The following is a 22,597-nucleotide window of genomic DNA, read 5'->3' on the forward strand; positions in this document are numbered from 1 at the left end:
TTTAGCTTTAGCTTGCTTGATGATGCTAATCTGCATGATGGAACATGTATTGCGTTCAAACAGTTTGATATCAATGGATCACTATCCACAAATTCTGCCAGTGAGTCAGACTATCGCCACACATAGCACTGCAGACATGACTGCCAGTCCAACCGCTCATCAAGGTAACTCAGTGTGTGATCTCGGTGAAAAATCGGTGTCACTGGCACAAGTGGTCGTGCTGTTTTTCTCGCTCTGTTCTGTCGTGAATATATTGGCCTGGCTATCACCACTATTAAAACCACTAATTTTGACCGGACTGCGACATCATCGCCAGCAGTATCCGCTCCGCGAACGTATTCATCTGAGGTTGTGTGTCTTTCGAGAGTAGATAAACCACGTTCATTCATAACAATAACGTTATTTATCTTTTTGGAGAAAACCTTATGTTGTTTAGATTAAGATTCGTGCTAGCGGGTTTACTTGCCTTGCACAGCGCCATGTCGCAAGCGACCGAGACCGATTGGCTGACCAGCAGTAATAATGCACAAATCAAACTACGGGCCAATGTTGAGCCCACCACTCATGACATTCATCTGCTGCTCGATATTCAGCTGAGTGATGGCTGGAAAACTTATTGGCGCTCACCGGGTGCGGGCGGTGAAGCGCCGTCAATCAGCTGGCAGACGCCAGACCTAAAAACAGATTGGTACTGGCCAACGCCAGAACGATTCGATGTCTTAGGCCTGCAAGCGATTGGTTACCAAGAGCATATCACCTTACCCCTGATCTTGACCGGTTCACAACCTGACAGCCTACAAGGTACGCTTACGCTACCGGTTTGCAGTAATGTCTGTGTACTGGAGGATTATCCGTTTACCTTAGCCCTTGATGACGAACAAGATACCGCCTTTCAGACCGATTTTATCAAAGTGATGGCGGCGGTACCGGTTAAAAGCGGATTTATTCAGCAAAGTAAAGTCAGTTATCATGATAGTGAACTGCAAGTCGTCGCCAAGCAAGCGAGCCAGTGGCAAAATCCCGGCCTCTATCCTGATACACTGGACGGGATTAACTTTGGTAAACCGAGTTTTAGGATTGATGGAAATACCCTGTATGCCAGCATACCGGTTACCGATGACTGGGGCGATAAAGCGCCGAATATTCAAGGAAAAACCCTCTCACTAGTACTAGCCGATAATCAGATTGCCCAAGAGATCACGGCACCCATCACTGCTGAACAATTGACCCAGACCACTCAATCTGAGCTGAGTTTTTGGCAAGCGATCGCCATGGCGCTGCTGGGTGGCTTAATCCTTAATCTGATGCCTTGTGTGCTGCCGGTATTAGGGATTAAAATCAATCATGTCTTACAGGCCAGTAACCACGATCATCGGCAAATTCGTGCCCAATTTACCGCTTCCTGGGCGGGTATCCTGTTCTCTTTCCTACTGCTGGCACTATTGATGACGCTGCTGAGAGTAACAGGGAATGTACTAGGCTGGGGCATTCAATTCCAAAATCCGTGGTTTATCGGCTTGATGGTAATTGTCACTGCGCTGTTTACCGCCAATCTATTTGACCTGTTCCATATCCGGCTCAATGTGGCGGTCAATACGAAACTGGCGACCCATCAGCAAAAAGGCCTCACCGGTGCTTTTCTGGAAGGTGCTTTCGCTACCCTATTAGCCACGCCGTGTTCTGCGCCTTTCTTAGGGACCGCCATCGCTTTTGCACTGGCCGCACCGCTGCCGATGTTATGGGGCATTTTTATCGCCCTCGGACTCGGTATGGGACTGCCATGGCTGTTTATCGCCTGTTACCCTAAATGTGCCACCCTGCTGCCTAAACCGGGCAACTGGATGAATAAACTCAGAGCCGTACTGGCTATCTTAATGCTATTCTCCTGTTTATGGCTACTCAGCTTGCTATCGATTCATATCGGTTTGCTGCTCACCAGCCTGATCGGTATCCTCTTTTTACTGCTGCTGATTGGCGCAATCGGCTACCGTTATGGCTACAAAAAAGCGCTGATGCTGCTGCTGTTAACGCTGGCAGTCGTTGGACTGTGGGTGTTTATCAGCATTAAACCCGCGTCACAGACGCCCGATAAGATCCAATGGCAACTGCTCTCAGTGCAGGCGATTGATGAGGCACTGGCCCAGCATAAACGAGTCTTTATTGATGTCACCGCGGACTGGTGTATCACCTGTAAAGTCAATAAGATTAATGTGATACTCGATCCGCAGGTACAGCAAGCATTACAAGCCCCGGACGTGGTCGCACTGCGAGGCGACTGGAGCAAATCGTCTGATGAGATTGCTGATTTCTTACGCGATAATGGCCGCTTTGCCATTCCATTTAACCAGGTGATGGGCCCTGCGCTGCCGCAAGGAGTAATATTACCGACGTTACTATCAAAAAATACCGTACTTGAAACACTTAAACAGGCACAAGGTGACCGACAATGAAAACAATCAAAACAATGAAATACCTCACGCTTTTCTCAATGCTGGCAGTCAGTCATCTGAGCTGGGCGGATAATGCTTTCACGCCGGCTCAGGAAGCGCGGATTAAAGCGATCGTCCGCGAAACTATGGTGAGTGATCCCAGTATCCTTGAACAAGCGATTGTCAGCTTACAAAACTATCAGGAAAATAAGCAAACTGAGCAGGTGCAAAGCTTTATACAGGCACATCAGAAAGAGCTTTATCAACAACCAGCTAGTCCCCGTATGGGCGCTAAAAATCCACTGGTGACACTGGTGGTCTTTACCGACTATAACTGCCCGTACTGTAAACAGTTCGACCCGATTCTGGAGAAAGTGATCCAAGATAATCCAGAAGCCGCCTTAATCATTAAATATTTACCTTATAAAGGCGAAACCTCAGTCATCGCAGCCGCGAAGGCCACGGCAGTTTGGCAGCAACAACCTGATAAATTCTGGGCGCTGAATGATTTGCTGTTTAAGAAAACCGGTATGCATACGGCAGAGACCATTAATCAGGCAATGGCCAAAGTAGGTGTCGATAAGATTAACAGTGGCGATGCACAAATCAAGGTTGTCAAAGAGGACTATAATTTAGCGACTGGGCTTAATGTGCAAGGCACACCGTTTACTTTAGTCGGCAACCAGCCGATCTCAGGGGCCATCCCGTATGAGCAGCTCAATGAAATTGTCAAACAGCAAATTGCGCTGGCTAAACAGAAAAAATAGTGGCGATCCGCTTGAAATTACGCAAGGTGGTTATCGGGTTAGCGCTGCTGTTTATCATCACAACCGCGCTTGATTGGCTACGTGCCCCGACCTATCCTGCGGATTTTGCGGAGTAGACGATGACCACTACCACGGGTGACAACGTCACCTTAATGGCGCTCAGTCAGGATAAACCGTTATTGGTTTATATGTGGGCATCGTGGTGTGTTATCTGCCGGTTAACCACACCGACGGTTGGCCTGCTTGCGGCTGAGGGCTATAACGTTGTCTCCATCGCGCTACGTTCCGGTGACGATAATAAAATCAGCGCTTATCTGGCCAAAAAAATATTCAGATACCAGTCATCAATGATAGCCGAGGCAACTTAAGTCACGCCTGGGACATCAGCGTGACCCTCACCTTCATCCTGATGGATAAAGGCCAAGTGGTCTTCTCAACCAACGGCTGGACTAGTGTCTGGGGTTTGAAGCTGCGGCTAGCATTACTGAAATGGTCTATTTAATCCAATCGCTTATCACTCCCGTGTGGTAAGCGATTTTTTCTTATCCGAATCTATCGCATATGTTTTATTGAAAAAGATTTATCGAACAAAAATGATCCAACCGAGTTTCCTTGTCACTACCCGATATCATCAATAACCCACATCACACATTGACGATGTCGAGCCGGCGAAATCTAGCGATTAAATCTGCCCCCTTTCTGAACAATTTATTTTTAAAAAATAGACAATTACCTGTCATATTGATTAAAAATAGACCTTGATTTTCCCGCTAAATAAAATCATAATCCCTCAGGCTACTTTATTCAATTTACTCAATCATGCTATATGGATATAGGAAAATAACATGTTAGAAGCTATTCTGTTAATTATCTCTGGCTGTTTAGCGATCCCCTCGCTGATTATCGCTAAAAAACCTGACGCTAAAAGCGTACTCGATAAAATCGTACCTTATCAGGGCTGGATTGGTCTAATTATGCTGATCTGGGGAATCTGGAGCTTAATTTCGGTGCTAGGCTACGCCAGTGGCAACCGTTATATGATCATCTGGATTTTGATGTTCATCACAGCGATTGTGGAAATTTTATTAGGCTTTATCTTAAGCTTTAATCTGCTCAATAAATATCTACTGTCAAAGAACGACACCTCACAAGAGAAAGGTCAACAGTTTTTAGCCAAACTCCTGCCACTGCAGGGTAAACTCGGGATTGCCGCAATTATTTTGGGTATTGTGATTCTGGTTTTATTACTGCTTGGTCAATGACATAGATATCTATTTCTGACAAAGTCAGTCGCCTCAACCCAAGCTTCGATGCTAGACTGTAAACAGAGTGAGTATCTGATTTAAAACTGTCACCGGAGAGAGGCACTATCAAATTTAAGCATAATCAAAGCCCTGACTCAGGGCTTTTACAGGATTAACGTCATCACGCGAGCTCTCCACCCTGTCTACTTAATCATCAATATGAGCATTGATTCACGCTATATACCCTCTTGGTTAGCATACTGCTTAAAACATAACCTTAAGCCCGTAAAAGTCATCAATAACAGATTTAACCCATATTGCTGTTGATCCTGATTGAATACTTCACCTATCTCGCCCACTAACATCGCGTTATGAAAAGTCAGTATGCGCAAAAAATTGATGTCATTTAAGCTTTGGCTTTGGCTTTGGCTTGAGCTATAAGCAATTTATCTGCAATATATGATCTAATCGCCATGCATAAAAACCGCTCACAGTGCAACTTTAGGTTTATTACCTGCAATCATTGAAAAATAATGACTTCAGGCATCAGTACGAGTGAGACCGGTACGGCTGCTAGACGCTCATCTCTAGTATAAGAAAATCACTCCTGAGATAATTAATGCATAGAATTAAAAAATACTTAAACCACAAAACTCACAAACAGTGACGATCAGATGAAAAATGGTTGATACTCTTATCACCATCTCAACGATCATTTGTTATTCAATATCACGACGCATGCAGACCTTATTCAATCTATTATGGCATATTGCTAATTAGGATGAAATATTATCAATAAGTCACATTATAAGTACTTCGATGTTTGAACTAATAGTATAAATAATCTCTACCCATCCCACTCATGCGCAAACCGCCGGAGAGGATTTGTTATCAATTATCATGGTGTCACCCAACAACATTTTTTATGATGACTGACAGGCTTTACGCCCGACCGATCTGCAATGCCAGACAGGCAGTCGAGCATCGTGTTTAATCATGTTTTTTACTCATATTTTTTACTCATGTTGTTTAATCATGATCCTGTGAGTGCCCGCAGTGAAAGCGCTCAAGCCAATTATCTATTTATCAGGCCACTATTGATTCATAGCCAAGGAGGAATATCGCCCATGCGAAAACCGAAAAAATTACTCAACCATCCTGACCATGTTCGGCGTGAAGTGATGCGGGGATTAACCTGTGCCTATAATGGCCAGTTAACCACACTGAACGATCACTGCGCCGTTTATCGCCGCAATATCGCGGCTGATCAGGTGATTATTGTCAGTGGCGGCGGCAGTGGTCACGAACCCACCTTTGCCGGTTTTATTGGCAAGGGCGGCATTGATGCCTGTGCGCTGGGGGAAGTATTTACCTCACCCTCCCCCGATCAAATTATTGCCGTGACGCAGGCGGCGCATACCGGTCAGGGCGTGCTGTTCTTATATGGTAATTATGCTGGCGACGGGATGAATTTCGATATCGCCGCCGAAATTTTGGCCGAATCCGGTATTCAAACCCGCACCCTGCGGGCGACCGATGATATCGCCTCCGCTCCCCCATCCAGAATCAACGATCGCCGCGGTGTAGGCGGGATTATGTTTCTGTATAAAATCGCCGGTAGCGCCGCCCAGTATCAACACTATAACTTGACCCAGCTGCATACCCTCACCAGCAAAGCCAATCAGCATACCCGCACCATTGGCGTGGCGCTGGATGGTTGTGCCCTTCCCCAAGCCAGCCGCTTTAATTTCGAGTTGGCCGAGGACGAAATTGAGATGGGTATCGGTATCCATGGTGAAGCCGGTCTTAGCCGGCAAAAAATGACCAGCATGGATGAAACGGTGGTTGAGATGGTGGATAGGCTCTGTACGGATCTGCCTTATCAATCGGGCGATCGCCTTTGTGTCGCCATCAATAATCTTGGTGCGCTCAGTAATACTGAATTATTGATTGCTGCCGGTAAAGTCGGTCAGGAACTGGATAAACGCGGCATCATCATACACGATATGGTCAGCGGCCATTTTTGTACCGCTCTTGAGATGGCCGGTTTCTCGATCAGCTTTTTAAAACTCGATGCTGAGCTGCAAGCACTGTATGACATGCCTTGTGATACCTTAGGTTGGAGAAAATAGTATGAATGTGAATGAAACCCAAGCTATGCTCTATTTTACGGCTGAAAAGATGGTTGAAAGTGAACCGACCTTAACCGCGCTCGATCAAGTCATTGGCGATGGTGACCATGGCATTGGTATGCAGCGCGGTTTTGCCGCTGTCAGGCAACAGTTACAAGATCCGGCTTTTCAGGCTCACGATATCGGTGACCTATTTAACCAAATCGGCACCAAACTGATGACCACCATGGGCGGCGCTTCTGGCGCTATTTTTGGTACGCTATTTCGCGCCGGCGGCAAAAGTATCCCCGGAGAAACGCAATTGACCAGTCAGGTGCTGGCCACCTTACTCAATCAGGGCTGGCGAGCGGTGCATCAGCGCGGTCAAGCCAAGCCGGGCGATAAAACCATGGTCGATGCCCTAGCGGCGGCGGCTCAAACCGCACAAGCCGAGGCGACTAAACCGCTCGATCAGGCGCTGGCGGCCGTCGCCAAGGCGGCGATGGCCGGTGCTGAGCAGACTCAAACCATGATTGCCGTGTTTGGCCGGGCAAAAAATTTAGGCGAAAGAGCGCTGGGACATATTGATCCTGGCGCTATGTCGATGGCTTATATCTTAACCTTTATGTCAGATTATGTGCGTCACTCGGCACGATATACCTGATAAATAATATCCAATAAATGATAACTGATCAAAGCGAAACATAGTGCCATCAACAATAGTGCCGTCAACATAGCGGCGCTAGCGTAAAAAAAGTCACCGCAAGGTGACTTTTTTATGATAGCAATACGGCAATATCCGCCGCTCTAAGGCATCAGTTGACTTGTTCTATACTGTCATTGGGATATGAGCGAGCTGGATCAGAGGGACTTTGCTCTGAATGATTTGGATCTGAGTAATTTGGATCTGAGTCATTTAATTCATCAACAAATTTGGCATAGCCAGCCAGCAGCAGCTTAGCAACATAAGCACCGGGATCGAGTAGATGACGGGATTTTTCGCCATGTCCGGCAGCACGGCCGTGTACCGCTAGCATCTGCTGAGTGGCTAACGCACCTTGCTGGGCGCCGGCATAAGCCTGCTGAGCGAGCAGCGCCCAGTCCATATCATTGCTCGCTGAATGTAAGACCGATAAAGCCGGATAGAGGCCATCCAAAAAGGTTTTCTCACCCAGCTCCGCTTTACCTCGCGCCTTGACCCCCTCAAAATAGGCGCTAAAAAATCGGCCAAATTCCGCAGCGGTGATGGTCGATTGGCCTTTGAAGGCCTTGCCTACTTGCATCAGCCCTGACGCCATTAAGGTGCCCATGGTCGACGGCACTGCGGTTGACATAGCTTTGCCGGCAGTATAAACCAATCGCCCGATATCGGACTCCCGACTGGCCTGAATAGCCTGATAAGCGGCGGCAAACCCATCACTCATGGTCAGACCTAAATCACCGTCCCCCACGACACTATCGAGATCAGTGAGTTTCGTCTTTTCGGCCGACATGACTGCTGCCCAATGCTGGAATAATCGATTTAAATCGGCCCGACCCAGTTGTCTGGCCGCAATCTGAGCCGGTTGTGTAGTAGATTGTATGGACGATGGTGCGGCGGGTGATATCGTTGATCCTGTCGCTGATTGCTGCGCTGTTGGTTTCGTTGATCGCATGAGACCTCCCTCAAGATGACGCGGGAAACTGTTTAAAAAAAGGCGTATTGGCCGCGGCCGTTAATAATCGTTTCAGTTCCGCATCCAGTTTCAGCAAACTGATCGAAAAACCGGCCATCTCCATCGCCGTCGCGTACTCCCCGACATAGGTATGATAAATTTGGATATTGGCCGCCGCTAAGCCCTGACTGACCCGCTGGAACACAATATATTGCTCTTCTAATGGCGTAGCGCCTAAGCCATTGATCAGCACCGCCACCTCATCACCGCCTTGATAAGGCAGATCCATCAAAAGTTGTGGTAACATCTCATCGACAATCTCATTGGCCGTGAGTAATTTACCGCGCCGGATACCGGTTTCACCATGGATGCCCATACCAATCTCCATCTCATCCTCACCGAGCGTAAACCCCGGTTTGCCGACACGGGGCACGATACACGGCGATAAGGCGACCCCCAGAGTACGGGTCGCCAGACTGGCTTTGTGTGCAACTCGTTTGACATTATCCAGGTCCATCATCTCACTGGCCGCGGCACCGGCACATTTATAGACAAAGAAGATACCGGCCACCCCACGACGAGTACTCTTTTGGCCATCTTGCGGCGGCGCTCCGGACGCCACATCATCCCCCGCCACCACCGTCTCAACCCGAATACCGGCTTCAAAATCGGCCATTTCCGCCGCCATGTCGAAGTTAAAAATATCGCCATTATAATTACCATACAAATATAATACGCCGGCGCCGCTGTCTACCGCCTGTGTGATGGCCAAGATCTGCTCAGCACCGGGCGATTGAAAGACCTCGCCAATCGCGCAGCCATCGAGCATGCCCTGCCCGACATAACCGAGGAACAGCGGTAAATGTCCAGAGCCACCGCCGGTGACTAACGCCACTTTACCGGCCACTTTATACTGGCTGACCAGACAGTGCTGGTCATCGTTCACATAGCTCAGCGCCTGTGGATGAGCCGCATAAATACCGGCTAACATCTCGCTGACAAACTGCTCGGGTTGATTGAGTATTTTTTTCATATTGTTACGCCTTTTCATCAGATAAGTACCCTCGCATCACCGATTGATGATCTCAACGATCATGAGACGACGTGCGTTTGATTGACACATCCGCCGCAGCGGGTGATGTCAGTGAGCGATTTACGGTTTACGTTATATGCCACTATGCCGGAGACTTAAATTTAATCTGGCTGGGATAAGCCCACTGCTGTAACTCGGCCGCCGCAAATCCGCCTGGATCGCGGCCGCCATTGATCAGTAACGCGTGATAATAAATCTCCGCCATCTCTTCAATATAGGCCGCTTTCAGTACCGCTTCATAGGGTGATTTATCCACCGCAATCGCGCCATGCCGCTCCATTAAGATAGCGTCAGCGCGCTTAATAGGCTCGATCACACTATTGGATAAATCTGGCGTGCCGGGCCGGCCGTACGGCGCTACTGGAATAACACCCTCTTGCAGATTTAAGATGGCACACTCATAGACCACCGCTGGAATCGGCCGGGCCAGCACCGCAAACGCCGTGGCATAAATTGAATGGGTATGTGAAACAGCAAAAATATCGGGTCGGGTTTTATAAATTTCCAGATGCATCAGACACTCACTGGTTGGTCTGAGGCCGGACTGCGCTTCAATCACATTCGCCTGCAGATCCATCACTACTATATCACGCGGTGTGAGCAGATTTTTATCTACTGTGGTGGGAGTCACCAGCACATAACCAGTCTCGCTATCCCGCACACTCGAATTACCGGCTTTATGCTTACACAGCCCCCAGGCGGCAGCTTTTTGGGCCATCTCCACCACATCCTGTTTTTGTCTCTCTAACATCATTACGCTCCTGTTTCATGATTGACTTATGAATAACTAGCAAACAGCGCGCCAATCTCCTGCGCACTGCTAGCGACACGGATTTGACTGGCGCCCTGATAAAAGGCTAACAGCTCATTGAGCTGGCCTAAGGCTTTTAAATGTTGTTGTAAATCTGGCGTCGCTAACACCACAATCAGATCGGCGCTTAAATAACCGGCAATATCGATCGGTTTGGACAGTTTAAGCAGCGACATACCGACCAGATTAACGCCATCGTCAATCCCGGCATGGGCGATAATTAGCCCTTCGGCCAACAAGATATAAGGCTGGGTTAAGCTGATTTTCTCAATAATGCATGCGACATAACCGGGTTCAATCCACTGTTTAGTCAATAGCGGCTGCGCAGCCAGCGCAATCGCTTGTGACCAGTCCATTCCGGCGGCATCGGCAATCTGAATATGCGAAGCCGGCATCAGATCGGCTAAAGCGGGCATGGCGAAGGCCATCTGCTGGCCGCTATGCACTCGGGTATGATCCGGATAAAGATAGTCGCTCAGCGCTTTATGTAATGCTTTACGATCGCCAATCTGGCTATGTTGTTCAATCAGGCAGAGTAACTGCTCAACCTGAATAAAATGCGGATCTACTCCTTGCAGCACACTGATGACCTGATGGCGAAAAGCCTGTTTATGCAGTTGATGTAAACCCGGTTGAATCATAAACAGCAGTTTGGCGGTATGGAGATGACAGGTTGCAAAGACAATATCGTAACAGCCCTGATATTTGTCATATTGCCGTTTCGACATCACCCCAGCAAAGTGCAGCTCAGGCAGTAACACTTGCAGGGTTAAATATAAATAGGTCGATAGCGTAGCACTGTTTTCAGATACCACAATGGCCACTTTCTTGCTCTTAATCTGATTGAGCATACCCTCCCGGGTGAGCCAGCCGCCAAACAGTACGGTGATAAACGCGATCTCCTCATCGGGCATTGGCAGCTGTAACAGTCGTTCAAATGGCGCCACCGCCCGCCGCACCATCTCATGCAAGTGACCAAAATCTTGCAGCACAATCTCATAGACGCTGTTGATATTGGCAATCTGGTAACGAATCCGATAGTAGGCCGACTTCCAGTGCTGGTAAATACGTTCAATCAGTTCGTTTTTATCTTTAAAGGTGATACAGCTGATCTGCTGAAAGATATCGATCACTGTCACCACGCTCTCAAGTAGGTCGGCCTCAAGATGAAAATATTTATCAGCCAGGGTTTGAATGTTGGAACTTTGGATAAGTACGGTCAAAAAGATCTGTTCATTAGCATCGGTGATACCGAGCGGGACCAGCAGTTTTTGGATCAACTGAAAATCACGGCTGCCTGTCACCTCGGCATAGTTGTCCGGTAGGGTCTGAATCATTTTACCGGAGGCAATTCGATGTAAAATAAACCCCATATAGTAAGTCAGCTCTCTTAACTGTTCATCGGTAAACAGAATTTTGCGCTGCTTTTCGATCTCGGTAAAAACATGGGGTACTTGGGCTAAACGGCCACCAGTAATTTGACGACTGGCCGATAACACAGTATCGGCAATCGGCATCGCCATAATCTGGCGGATCAGAATAAGCAATAAGTGGCGCTTATTGATTTCAAAGCCGCGCAGATGATAACCCTGCTGCCGATCATAATGAATCTGTAAGTGATAGCCTTTGATCTGACACTGAATTTTCTTCATATCATTGATAATGGTATTTTGACTGACCTGCAGCGCGGAGGATAAATGAATTAAGGATTGTCGCTCAGTCCGGATCAGTAAGTAAAACAGAATCAGTTGGCTGCGTTCGGTCTCAGAATAGAGGTAGCGCCCCGCCGGCACCGACACTTCCCGCAGCTTAAAGGTATCAATCACTCGACTAGAGACCGCCAGTTTACCGGTTTTAAAGCGTTGAATCGGTTCCAGCTGATGTGAAGTAAGATAATCATTGACCTTTTGCAGGGTATAGCTGAGCTGCTTACGGCTTAACCCCAATAACTGTTCAAGCTCAATCCCGGTCAGACTGGGATTATGCACCACGGCGTCTAATACCTGATGGATCCGTTTATCGGCAACCATACCGCCCCCTTAATGACCGCACTATCAGGCGGCCGGTTTTTCGGCGAATCCTTCGCATCGGGTTCGCGCTGTTATATTGTGGTTGAACGTGAGCACTAAAAGTGCCGCGCTCATCGATGTCATCAACCTGATGGATAAAACGTCATACCGATACGACCAACTGCGCCGGGCTAAAGGCTTTTACGCCTGCCGGGCCGGTGCGTCCTGCGCTGATTCAGCTAAGCATTGTTTCGCCTCAGCGCGCAGCTCTTTAGCATAAAAATAGTAACCAACCGACCAGTAGATCGCCAGTAGCAGCGGGATAAAGTAGCCTTGCATAAACTCAATCAAGAACGAGAATGCGTACGTAAACACCGGCGCATCGATCGAACTATTGGAGATCAGCTGCTCAGGTGGGATATGAATCGCTTTGGTCGCCAGCCCTAGCTCGGTAATGATCGGCGCAAACTGTGTCCCCACCAATAAGAAAAAAGGCACGCCAATAATGGCTAAAATGATCATTCTCAGCGTATTGCCCTTGGTTAAAATATAAGCTGGCACAACTAAGGCAATATTGATAATGCCGGCAAAGGGCAAAATTTTATTACCCGGTAAAATCACCGCCCAGATCAAGGTAAACGGGATAGCGATAATCACAGTAAACCAGATCTCATTCGATCCGCCCATAAACGGCCAGTCCAACCCGACAAATAGTTTACGGCCGGCAAAGCGCCGATTCATATAGTCACTGATCGCCTCTGAGATAGGTGATAAGGCCTGCATAAACAGCTTGGAGATCATCGGAAATAGCATCAGCGCCGTCGCTGCCTGAACGCCCAATAGCAAAATAGTCGACAGCGGATAACCGGCGATCACCCCAAACATCACCCCGAGCAGAAAGCCGATGACATGATTTTCCGCCAGCACCCCTAACCTTTCCCTTAACACCGCCGCATCCATCGGTTTATTCAAGGCGGGAATCTTGCGCAGTAACCGATCAAAAGGATAATAAATTGCCGCGAAAAACAGCATACGATGGGTACAGGTGACACCCGGTATTTGGGTTAACTGTTCAATCCGGTGCTGATTAATATCGCCGGAGTTGAGTTCCAGCACGGTTTGTAAACTAGCTATCACAAACGCCAGGATTAAGGCAGCCAGCGTACCGATTATCGGCGTGGCCATCGCCAGAACAATAAACGCAGTAAAGATTTTGCCCCAGACATTCCAAAAATCGGCATTGAAGGTGGCGGTTTTTTTACCGACCAGCATGGCAATATTAATCAACACCTGTAACGGGAACATTAAAAAGGCATAGGGCCAGGCCCACGAGACATTAGCCATGGTGGTCCAGCCACCATCGATAATACTCAGCGTAATCCCGGTCCGCGCCATCATGGCTTGCGCGGCGGCGCCGATCGCGGTCACCATAAAGCCAATCAGCATACTCATGCCGACAAACGCCACGCCGAGGGTTATTGCCGCCGAGGCAGCATCCCTAAATTTCATGCGCACGATCAGACCGGCGATGAGCATAATAACGGGCACAAAAACCGGGGCGCCCAGATTTAAAATGGTATTGACCACCATACTCAGAAAATCCATCACTGTTCTCCTTGCTGAAGGTTTACCGACAGGCGGCAATCATTTTTTGTAACTCCTGATCCATGTTGAAACCGGTTAAAAAAGCGATACCGTTAATCACCGGAATCGGGTACGGCTTATCAACTTTGGTAATTGCAATATAGGCCGCACTATCTTTAATGTGGGTATCGACCGATTTCAGATCGATCACCTCGACTTTAATATCTGAAATGCCCTGCTCTTTTAATAAGCGGCTCACTTTACTGGCCACCGTTTGCGACGTGGCGACGCCACTTCCGCATGCTACAATCACTTTTTTCATCTGATTATCTCCGGTTAAAACTTCACGTTAGTACGCAGTAAATTCATCAATTGCGATGGTTTTTTTGCCTGCTGTAGCTGCTCAAGAAATGTGCCATCACTCAGACAGCTGAGCAGCGTTTGTAATAAAACGATATGGCCGTCTTTCTCCATAAAACCTAATAAAAAAATAAAACTGGCTGGCAAGATTTGATCATTATTGGCCATCTCATGCCACGGCACGCTGCCCTTGACCCGGGTGACCGAGATAAACGGTTGGCGGATATGTTCAATATCGGTATGCGGCAGCGCCACCACATAGGGCTGGGTGGGTAAGGCGGTGGGATATAACTGTTCGCGCGCCTTAATCGCCGCCAGAAAGGTGCTTTTGACAAAGCCATGGCGATATAAAATCGGAAAGATAAACTCAAAAAATGCATCCGCATCTTCAAAGTCTTGGTCTAAAAAAATTAGTTCATCAAAAAATAGCGGTGGATAATGGTCTATTTCGGTCATGTGCTACGCTCCCAACTCAAATACAGTCATACCGACATCGAGACGATTTATAGGGGGTTATCCTGAGCATGATTGTAAAGAATCACACCCGCACAGACTAACGAATTTACTCCCAAATTCTCTCCGTGTGATTGCACATTAGCGGGATAAGAAGATGGCCATAAAGAGATTATACGGACAATGAATAGAATAAAACGAGATGTATGTGGAACATTGCATCCTCTATGGTGATGGAGGAAGCCCAAACGCAACTATCTGCGGATATTCAACCCCCAAATTAAAGAGGTATGTGCCATCGGAGAGATTCTCGCAAATAGTGTGATACTCTCCCACCAACAGATTACGGCCTTTTCTGATCAACTCCAAAATGGCTAAACATAATCGCCCCAGCAGTCGGTACCACATCAATTTCCAGCTGCGTATCATCATTCTCTTCTGGTAGATCTGCACTGTTTAATGACAGGCGATTGACGCGATAGGGCGTTAAGGTACTGACTATCGCATAGCCGCGCCAGTCTGTTGTGGTGCCATACTGATTATCGACGCCAACGCCCGGTCTACCCGGTACGCTGACAATGGCCATGGTTTCACCTAAACTTTGGCCTAACGTTAAACCGTGCGCATGCAGCACGGCGCTGCCGCTCAGCTCGACGGTGTGCTGGCGATAGCCCTGCCCCTGCGAATAGCCTAAACGTAAGCTACCTGCATTATATTGGTAATCCGCGCTCAGGTCCTGACTGCTGCCATCATGCTGGTCCCGACTGGTACTGATATCATAGCCTAAACTGTAGTCGTCGAGTAGCGTGCCGCTGACGCCGATGCGCTGACTGTTAGCGCCATTGTTGACCTGACTCTGATCATAATTCAGCTTCATCCGCGGCAACTTGATCGCCCCGAGCGAGAGCGAGAAAGAGAGGCCTATCTGCGCCTGGGCTTTACTATAACTATCATTGGTATACGCCGCATATACGCTGATATCAACATCGTCCCAGCTGTCGCTATAGCCCAGCTCGAGACTGGTTTCGCCTTTATCGCCGCCCCGCATGGCCTGACGCGATAATGTCACATAAAAGTTACTGGAATCAGACAGATACTGGTTATAGCGCGCTTCTAAGCGATACTTTTTTTCGACATCCATATCACCGACATAGACGCCATCTTCCCAATCCCACCAGTAAGTATTTTGTTGGGCGACGGTCTCATTGAAGGTGCGATAGTGCCCAGCCGGAAAATATTGAAATAGCAGACTGAGGGCTGACTCCTGCGCGGGAAAGGCTTTGGCATAACGGACCCTCAGCACGTCACCGCGATCTTTGCCCGCAATACGTGGGTCGTCAGCCACCGCCACACTATAATCCAGCGACAGCGCGCCCCACTGTGCCAAACTTTTACCTATGCCAATGACGGCACTGTGATATAAACGAGCATTCAGCAGCCCAGCATAGACCGTGGTCGTTTCCGGTAAGCCATAACTTAAGGCAAGTTGCTGGAATAACGGTTGTTGCTCTTTGATACCAAAATAGTTTTGATATTGACCCAAAGTAACGTCATACTTCCATTGGCCGGGATGGACCAGATTGGGCATGGCGGAATAGGCAATTTTGCGGGAACTTTCAGTACCATCGCTCTCCTGAATAGTGATATCAATATCCCCATCGGGTGCGGGTGGATAGACATCTTTCAGGATAAACGTACCGGGAGAGACAAAGGTCTGGTAGATCACCTCACCGTTTTGCCGCACCGTGACTTTGGCATTGCTATGCGCATAACCGCGTATCCAGGGTGAAAAAGTGCGTAAGCCATCCGGCAGCATGCGATCATCGGCACTCAGGCTTAAGCCGCGATATCTGACGCTGTCAAACAGGCTCGAGGCTGTGGTACTATCACCAATGGAGAGCGATGAACGCCAGCGCGCCAGACTACGAAAAGCGACCGCTCGCTCAGTATGCCAGGTCGGATTGCCCCAGCTATCTTGCTGATAAATCGGTTCATAACGTAAACGCCACGCGCCGACATTCAGACCCGCGGTGATATCGGCAAACAAGCTATCTTTACGATCGGCATCTTGATACTGCTCGCCGGCATTATGCGCATAATTGAGGCGATAGTCGAGAAACATCGCCGTGATGCCCTCATCCCAGCGGCTGGTAGCGACGCCATTTTCCATATTCGAAAACCGCTCAGCTGGAATCACCAGTGTCACCAGCTGGGCCAGCGGATCATAAAAATGCAGGATATTGAGTCTGGTGAGTTCATCGGGTATCACACAATGATTAGCGGTGAAAGCCATTTTCTCAACAAACACATGACGCACGCCCCATTCCAGCAGTAGCGGAGCGGTAAGACAAGGCTGATCGTCATGATAAAAATCCAGCAGTACCCGCCCCCGATAAGCATCATTGACAATGATATAGGTTTTATCGGTTTCGGCAAAACAGACTGAGGTTACCCCGGTCAGCCCCAGTAAAATGGTCCGTAAAATAATCGATTTGGTTCTTTTCATGGTTCCTATAATAAAAAAGGTGCCGAAGCACCTTTTTTCATTGTGATTCAATTAGCTTTTCAGTGCAGCGAGTTCAGCACGCGCTTGATTCAGATCAGCTTGAACTTCTTTCACGTCATTTTGTTTTTCAGTTAATTTCTTTTGATACTTAGCGACTTTCTTGACATCACCTTTTGCCTGCGCTTGACGCAGATCAGTTTGTACTTCACGGACATCGTCCTGTTTTTCAGCGAGTTTCTTTTCAAGTTTAGTGACTTTTTGTTCTGCATCTTTAATCAGACCGCTATTAGTACAGTGTGCATTGGTCTCGCTTAAGGCTTTCTTTAAACCAGCTACTTTAGCCGTGTTACCATATCTCTGTGCCTCTTTGATCTGATTTTCAATCGCAGAACGTTTAGCTGCACAGTCGTTACCGCCAGCTAAAGCCACAGATGAGATACCAACGCCCATTGCAATTACAAGTGGTAATACCATTAATTTAGCTTTGTTCATATTAAAATCCTTATTAATTGGTTTTTATGTTAGGAAGTAGGCCTTCCCCTTCCCTCTATTAAACATTCTAAGGTTTTCACTAATTACTTTGCTATCTTCGTTCTTCCTCACTGACCTGTAGGAATGGCTTAAGCGTTTGTAGTCCCTCTGTAGTAACTATTTAGTAACTATTTAGTAACTCTGTTGTAACTATATCGTCCCTATGCTAGTCCGCAAGCGCGTTTGCAGTCTGGCAATCTGCGCTTGAACCTGAGCAATCGCCTGCCTGTCGCACTGCTGCTTGAGCTGATCACAGGCGTTGGCAAGCTCAGTATCATGGACTAAATGCGCTGAACCGGCTATTTTATGGGCCAGCGCTGCAAGATTATCGACATCAAGCTCAGCGTGCTCGGCCTCCGCGCTTAATGCCGCTGAGTCTTCAGTCAAGCACTGCTGTAGCGTTACCATAAACTCGGCCAATATTTCTGGTTGCTGTAGCGCGACCGGCAGGCTAGTCACATCGAACGCCTGCAGCGGAGGGGCTGAAACAATTGGCGTGATGGTGGCCAATTTTTCCATCAATCCTTTCAGATTAATCGGTTTGAACAGGCAATCATCCATTCCCGCCTGCAGACAGGCTTGATAGTCGCTGTCTTGTGCATTGGCAGTTAATCCCCAAACGATCATGGCCGGTTGCGATTGCTCGCGTTCCAACGTGCGCAGGCGCCGGGTAAAGTGGTAACCATCCATATTGGGCATCTGACAATCGGTAATCACCAGATCAAAACGCTGGCTTTCACAGGCGGCCAGCGCCTCTTGGCCATCGGTCACAGCCGTCACCTGATGGCCTAAATGCGTCAACTGGCGCATCAGTAGCAATCTACCCGCCTGATTATCTTCAGCGATCAGAATGCGCAGCAGCTGTGCGGTGACATCCTTGATCGCAGTGACAGCAGGAATCTCCAACGCCACCAATCGAGACAGCGAGAGATGAATATTAAATTCACTGCCAATCGCCGGCTCACTGCTTAAGGTAATGCTGCCGCCCATCATCTCGATCAAAGTCCGGCTGATATAGAGCCCCAGCCCGGCCCCACTACCGGCATCTTCGGCTTGAGCAAATGGCTGGAATAGTCGTTCGCACGTCACTTCATCAATGCCTTTACCGGTATCTTGGACCTGAATACAGACATCAAGCCGCTCGGCGGTGATCCGTTCAACCATTACATTCAGGGTGACCCGCCCTTGTTGGGTAAATTTAATCGCATTACTCACCAGATTTGACAACACCTGTTTAAAACGCAGCGGATCGACCAACACATCACCGCTCACTTCCGCATCGATTTCCAGACAGAAATCCAAGCCTTTCTGGCGCGCCACCCCTTCAAACAAACTGGCGACCGCTTCAATCTGGTGACGTAAGTCGGCGCGTTCTGGATGCAGTACCAGCCGCGCCGACTCAATACGCGAGATATCCAAAATATCACCAATCAGCGCCAGCAAAGAGTTCGCGGAGTCATGGGCGATATTGAGCAGCCCGTCATCGAGCGCCACCCCCTGCCGCTGCTGACCTAAAGCGAGCTCGAGCATACCGATTATGGCATTAAGTGGTGTACGGATTTCATGGCTCATCGTCGCCAAAAAGGTGGTTTTCGCCCGATTAGCCGCATCGGCCCGCTCTTTGGCCAGTTGTAATTCACTAATCAGTTGCTCGCGTTCGGTGATATCAAACCAACTACCGACTTTATTACCGGCATAATCCGCGCTATTCATCAACAACATGCTCCACTGCTGGAGGGTACGTTGTTGCCCTGATCCGGACCAACTGCGGGTAATAAACAGCGCATTAGGATGGCTATGATCAGAATACAGAATTCGCTCTGGGCTGCTCGATGGGCTCAACTGATAATGCGCCAGTGACTGACCAACCGCTTGTGACGCGGTCTCACCCACCGCACGATAAAAATGACTATTGGCGGCGACGATGCGTTCATTGAAATCGGTCAGATAGACCGGCAGCGGTAGCGCATCTAATAAAGCCTGTTGCTGAGATTGAAGTATATGCCGTAAACGACGGCGTCCAATCAATAAGACGAGCAGCAACAGGCATAATAAGCCAAGCGCCACTAGTAGCAGCGGATAATAGCTCAACAGCGGCGCTTTTTTATTATCCGCCATTTTCATTAAGTAAGCTTTGCTATACCAGTTACGGGTCATGGCATGCATCTCTTCCGGCGGAATATTGAGTAAAGCTTTATCCAGAATAGTGGCCAGCGGATATTCATTCTCTGACACGCCCATCACAAAGCGCGCCGGCTCAGTTTCCAGTCCTCGAATGATTTTGAGATTGGCCATCTGATCATGTGAGAGCAGAAAATCCGCACTGATCATCGGCAGTACCAGCGCTTGCGCTCGTTCGGCCCTGACGGCGTTAATGCCAGCTTGCGGCGAATCGACCGGCAAAATCTGACTTTTAGCATATTGCTGCTTGAGAAATGACTCAAGCGGATGCCCTTTGACCAGTGCAATATAATGCAGCGCCACATCTTCACTCAGTTTTTCATCGCCGATTAACACCCAGGAACTAAACAGATAAGATCGGGTAGTTAACAGGCCATTGGGCCAGACGGTATCAAGCGTGACACCGGCGACCACATCGGCCTTGCCCGATTTCACTTCCTGTAACGAATGTTGCAAGGTATTGGCGCGAATCACCTTAAATTTTAGCCCAGTGCGGCTGGTGATCTCCGTCATAATATCGGCAGTCAGGCCACGAAAATCGCCCTGCGCATCAAAAAAACTCAGCGGCGGAAAATCATCGTTCACTACCACTCGTACCGTCGGGTTCTCTTCTATCCATTTGCGTTCCAGTGAGGTAAACAGCAGATGACGAGCATTGGTGTTTTCCGGACTGCCGCCACTCCAGCGACTTTGAATCGCCGCATTGGTGCGATCAGGAATAATCGTCAGCACCGAATTTAACACTTTTAACAGCCGGGTATTATTGTGGGCGACGGCAAAGGAGAAGCCATTGATATTCTCCTGCGGCAGCATCTGTAAGCGTAAATTATTTAGGTTAGCCTGATTAATCAAATATTGTGCGGAGGTGGCATCACCGATAAAGGCATCGAGATTATTAAATGACAGTGCTTCCAGTGCTCGCCTTGGGGAGTCATAGACCTGATACTGCTGAGGATAGCGATCGGTCAAGGCTTTATGGTTGCTGTATAAGCGCTCAATCGCAATACGCTGCGGCGCTTTAGGATGCAGCAGGCTATCGGTCCGTTCAACTAAAGCCGGCATAGCGGTCAGATAAGGCTCAGTCAGCTGAAAATGATATTTTTCGGCTTCGTCATTGCTGGCATTACCAATCAGATCGATATCCCCATTGGCCAGCGCCTGCATCATTAACGCTTCACTATCATAGTAACGCACCTGAATCTGCACATTGAGGGTATAGGCAATAATGCCCAGATAGTCACCATTGATGCCGCCGTAATCCTGTATGCCAGACGTAATATCATAGGGCGGATAGTTAGGGGCGGAAGTGCCATATATCAGGGTACGTTTTTGACGCAGCCACTGCCAGTCGCTGCCACTCAGCGCCGGTTCTGGTAACTGCACCTGTTCCCGGCTCACCAGATTAACTTCACGATAAGAGGGTGACTCCTCAGCCAAAACCGCAAAGCAGAGCGAGAGCAGCATGAGCAGCGACTTAGTGATCTTCATGTGAAAACGCTTTGTCAGCTTGCTGATCAAAAAAAGTGACCAGCTCTTCTGGCTTACTTAACTGCAATTTTTCCATCAGACGCGACTTATAGGTACTGATGGTTTTATTGCTGAGTATCAGTCGGTTGGCAATCTCTTTATTACTGAGTCCATCGGATAGATAACGTAACACGGTGAGCTCCCTATCGGACAGTTTGGCTAGCGCGCTTTTATCGTGGGTCTCCGGTGCTGACGAGGTTAATAACGACTCGCAGATAAAATCGGGGAAGCAGTGATAGTTTTGCAGTACTAACTGACACATCAGCGCCAACTGGCTGATATCTTGATCCTTACCGAAAAAACCACTAGCGCCCGCCCGCCAGGCCCGTTCCGCATAGGTTTCAGCCGGCAAACTGGTATAGATAATCACTTTAGCCGGGATGGATAACTGGCGTAGATGCTGGAGAATTTGCAGACCATCCATTTTATTGAGCATGATATCGAGAATCACCAGCTGTGGCTGCTTCTCCTTAATTTGCGCCAACGCGCAGATCCCGTCGGTCGCGGTGATAATGGTATGATCACCTAGCGACGTCAGAATCGCTTTGACCGCAAAACCGATGGCAGGATGATCATCGACAACTAACCAGGTACTCATGGCAATATCCTTATTTCAAGCAAGAAACCCTATATAGACAATCCAACTATGAGAAATTCCATCTCAGTGACCAAGTAAAATATTATTTACATTCAATTAGTTATCATCATTTATTGCGTTCGGGATATTTTTTATTTATCTGATGATAAACTAAGCAGATAAAATACGATAGCATATACCGGCAAAAAATAACACCATCAAATAATGCCAGTACATAATACCTCGAAATATTGAGAGATAAATAGTGGCAGGTAGGCTCAGAGAGATAAAGATGGCGAAATACGGGGATAAATCTGTGATAAATATAAATTAGGCGATATTTTTTAATCTATTGATAATCTGACAACTTGTATACACGACAAGTTACGGTGTCTAAAGCTATCTAGCGCTATATTATTAACGTTTATTGCGCGATTTTTTTCCATTTCCTAATTTTACTTCGGAAACTTTTGAAGGGCGTAATTGAGTTGATATGAATAAACTTTGCAACTGTCCAATTTTCAGGATAAGGCTTAGTCCAATTTCTGCGATCTTTTATAAATAACGTTTCTTCAGTTAATAAATTAATCCACCCATTCCATTCACCGACCATTTGTTTAAAGTGCTGTATCAGTTCTTTTAAAGATAATCCTTGATATGTTCGGTAGAATGATTGATAAAGCTCGCCTAAATTATTCCATTTGTATCCTTCGGCAGGTAAAATAGGTACCTCTCCAGACAGTTCTTTATCATCCCATG

Annotated in this window: 18 protein-coding genes; 7 read left to right on the forward strand and 11 right to left on the reverse strand. The window is 47.9% G+C overall.

The features are described 5' to 3' along the window. Window positions 1–34: 34 nt before the first annotated feature. From RHO15_07310 to dhaL, 7 genes are all read left to right on the forward strand, one after another. Window positions 35–370: a hypothetical protein gene (locus RHO15_07310; protein WVD63286.1), complete on the forward strand. Its 336-nt coding sequence runs from the start codon at window positions 35–37 to the stop codon at window positions 368–370. A gap of 55 nt (window positions 371–425) precedes the next feature. Continuing rightward, complete coding sequence (locus RHO15_07315) at window positions 426–2,450, forward strand: protein-disulfide reductase DsbD family protein (protein ID WVD63287.1); 2,025 nt, start codon at window positions 426–428, stop codon at window positions 2,448–2,450. Continuing rightward, a complete protein-coding gene (locus RHO15_07320; GenBank protein WVD63288.1) occupies window positions 2,447–3,196 on the forward strand; it encodes a DsbA family protein in 750 nt (249 codons plus the stop codon). The genes RHO15_07315 and RHO15_07320 overlap by 4 nt, the downstream gene beginning before the upstream one ends. A 119-nt stretch (window positions 3,197–3,315) precedes the next feature. Then, window positions 3,316–3,564 carry a hypothetical protein gene (locus RHO15_07325; GenBank protein ID WVD63289.1) on the forward strand — a complete coding sequence of 83 codons (249 nt, stop codon included), beginning with the start codon at window positions 3,316–3,318 and terminating at the stop codon, window positions 3,562–3,564. A 477-nt stretch (window positions 3,565–4,041) separates the two neighbouring features. After that, entirely contained in the window at window positions 4,042–4,458 is a 417-nt protein-coding gene (locus RHO15_07330; GenBank protein WVD63290.1) for a hypothetical protein, read from the forward strand. A gap of 1,109 nt (window positions 4,459–5,567) precedes the next feature. Further along, entirely contained in the window at window positions 5,568–6,572 is a 1,005-nt protein-coding gene (locus RHO15_07335) for a dihydroxyacetone kinase subunit DhaK (protein WVD63291.1), read from the forward strand. A gap of 1 nt (window position 6,573) precedes the next feature. After that, window positions 6,574–7,215 carry a dihydroxyacetone kinase subunit DhaL gene (dhaL, locus tag RHO15_07340; protein ID WVD63292.1) on the forward strand — a complete coding sequence of 214 codons (642 nt, stop codon included), beginning with the start codon at window positions 6,574–6,576 and terminating at the stop codon, window positions 7,213–7,215. 151 nt (window positions 7,216–7,366) lie between these two features. Here dhaL and RHO15_07345 read toward each other — a convergent pair whose 3' ends face one another. The 11 genes from RHO15_07345 to RHO15_07395 form a co-directional block, all read right to left on the reverse strand. Then, window positions 7,367–8,206 (reverse strand): dihydroxyacetone kinase subunit L, encoded by an 840-nt coding sequence (locus tag RHO15_07345; GenBank protein ID WVD63293.1) that lies wholly within the window; start codon window positions 8,204–8,206, stop codon window positions 7,367–7,369. Between the two features lie 10 nt (window positions 8,207–8,216). Beyond that, window positions 8,217–9,239, reverse strand: a complete 1,023-nt coding sequence (locus RHO15_07350; protein ID WVD63294.1) for a dihydroxyacetone kinase subunit DhaK — start codon at window positions 9,237–9,239, stop codon at window positions 8,217–8,219. Window positions 9,240–9,381: 142 nt separating this feature from the next. After that, window positions 9,382–10,053, reverse strand: coding sequence for a class II aldolase/adducin family protein (locus RHO15_07355; GenBank protein WVD63295.1), 672 nt, complete (start codon window positions 10,051–10,053; stop codon window positions 9,382–9,384). A gap of 23 nt (window positions 10,054–10,076) precedes the next feature. Beyond that, on the reverse strand, window positions 10,077–12,140 hold the full coding sequence (locus RHO15_07360; protein WVD63296.1) for a BglG family transcription antiterminator: 2,064 nt from the start codon (window positions 12,138–12,140) through the stop codon (window positions 10,077–10,079). Between the two features lie 180 nt (window positions 12,141–12,320). Beyond that, the gene (locus tag RHO15_07365) at window positions 12,321–13,724 is read right to left on the reverse strand and encodes a PTS transporter subunit IIC (GenBank protein WVD63297.1); all 1,404 of its coding nucleotides are present in this window, start codon (window positions 13,722–13,724) and stop codon (window positions 12,321–12,323) included. A 22-nt stretch (window positions 13,725–13,746) separates the two neighbouring features. After that, on the reverse strand, window positions 13,747–14,025 hold the full coding sequence (locus tag RHO15_07370) for a PTS sugar transporter subunit IIB (protein WVD63298.1): 279 nt from the start codon (window positions 14,023–14,025) through the stop codon (window positions 13,747–13,749). Between the two features lie 14 nt (window positions 14,026–14,039). Next, on the reverse strand, window positions 14,040–14,519 hold the full coding sequence (locus RHO15_07375) for a PTS sugar transporter subunit IIA (GenBank protein ID WVD63299.1): 480 nt from the start codon (window positions 14,517–14,519) through the stop codon (window positions 14,040–14,042). A gap of 340 nt (window positions 14,520–14,859) precedes the next feature. Further along, on the reverse strand, window positions 14,860–17,022 hold the full coding sequence (locus RHO15_07380; protein ID WVD63300.1) for a fimbria/pilus outer membrane usher protein: 2,163 nt from the start codon (window positions 17,020–17,022) through the stop codon (window positions 14,860–14,862). Between the two features lie 51 nt (window positions 17,023–17,073). After that, window positions 17,074–17,514 (reverse strand): DUF1090 domain-containing protein, encoded by a 441-nt coding sequence (locus RHO15_07385; protein WVD63301.1) that lies wholly within the window; start codon window positions 17,512–17,514, stop codon window positions 17,074–17,076. A 189-nt stretch (window positions 17,515–17,703) separates the two neighbouring features. Continuing rightward, window positions 17,704–21,222 (reverse strand): transporter substrate-binding domain-containing protein, encoded by a 3,519-nt coding sequence (locus RHO15_07390; protein WVD63302.1) that lies wholly within the window; start codon window positions 21,220–21,222, stop codon window positions 17,704–17,706. After that, window positions 21,209–21,859, reverse strand: coding sequence for a response regulator transcription factor (locus RHO15_07395; protein ID WVD63303.1), 651 nt, complete (start codon window positions 21,857–21,859; stop codon window positions 21,209–21,211). The genes RHO15_07390 and RHO15_07395 overlap by 14 nt, the downstream gene beginning before the upstream one ends. Window positions 21,860–22,597 lie beyond the last annotated feature (738 nt).

It is taken from the genome of Orbaceae bacterium lpD01, assembly GCA_036251705.1.
Classification (GTDB): domain Bacteria; phylum Pseudomonadota; class Gammaproteobacteria; order Enterobacterales; family Orbaceae; genus Utexia; species Utexia brackfieldae.

Coding starts and splice junctions, on each gene's coding strand:
- RHO15_07385 (WVD63301.1), bottom strand. CDS start 17,514: ATGAACAAAGCTAAATTAATGGTATTACCACTTGTAATTGCAATGGGC.
- RHO15_07395 (WVD63303.1), bottom strand. CDS start 21,859: ATGAGTACCTGGTTAGTTGTCGATGATCATCCTGCCATCGGTTTTGCG.
- RHO15_07370 (WVD63298.1), bottom strand. CDS start 14,025: ATGAAAAAAGTGATTGTAGCATGCGGAAGTGGCGTCGCCACGTCGCAA.
- RHO15_07355 (WVD63295.1), bottom strand. CDS start 10,053: ATGATGTTAGAGAGACAAAAACAGGATGTGGTGGAGATGGCCCAAAAA.
- RHO15_07375 (WVD63299.1), bottom strand. CDS start 14,519: ATGACCGAAATAGACCATTATCCACCGCTATTTTTTGATGAACTAATT.
- RHO15_07315 (WVD63287.1), top strand. CDS start 426: ATGTTGTTTAGATTAAGATTCGTGCTAGCGGGTTTACTTGCCTTGCAC.
- RHO15_07310 (WVD63286.1), top strand. CDS start 35: ATGATGGAACATGTATTGCGTTCAAACAGTTTGATATCAATGGATCAC.
- RHO15_07330 (WVD63290.1), top strand. CDS start 4,042: ATGTTAGAAGCTATTCTGTTAATTATCTCTGGCTGTTTAGCGATCCCC.
- dhaL (WVD63292.1), top strand. CDS start 6,574: ATGAATGTGAATGAAACCCAAGCTATGCTCTATTTTACGGCTGAAAAG.
- RHO15_07345 (WVD63293.1), bottom strand. CDS start 8,206: ATGCGATCAACGAAACCAACAGCGCAGCAATCAGCGACAGGATCAACG.
- RHO15_07335 (WVD63291.1), top strand. CDS start 5,568: ATGCGAAAACCGAAAAAATTACTCAACCATCCTGACCATGTTCGGCGT.
- RHO15_07380 (WVD63300.1), bottom strand. CDS start 17,022: ATGAAAAGAACCAAATCGATTATTTTACGGACCATTTTACTGGGGCTG.
- RHO15_07325 (WVD63289.1), top strand. CDS start 3,316: ATGACCACTACCACGGGTGACAACGTCACCTTAATGGCGCTCAGTCAG.
- RHO15_07350 (WVD63294.1), bottom strand. CDS start 9,239: ATGAAAAAAATACTCAATCAACCCGAGCAGTTTGTCAGCGAGATGTTA.
- RHO15_07365 (WVD63297.1), bottom strand. CDS start 13,724: ATGGATTTTCTGAGTATGGTGGTCAATACCATTTTAAATCTGGGCGCC.
- RHO15_07360 (WVD63296.1), bottom strand. CDS start 12,140: ATGGTTGCCGATAAACGGATCCATCAGGTATTAGACGCCGTGGTGCAT.
- RHO15_07390 (WVD63302.1), bottom strand. CDS start 21,222: ATGAAGATCACTAAGTCGCTGCTCATGCTGCTCTCGCTCTGCTTTGCG.
- RHO15_07320 (WVD63288.1), top strand. CDS start 2,447: ATGAAAACAATCAAAACAATGAAATACCTCACGCTTTTCTCAATGCTG.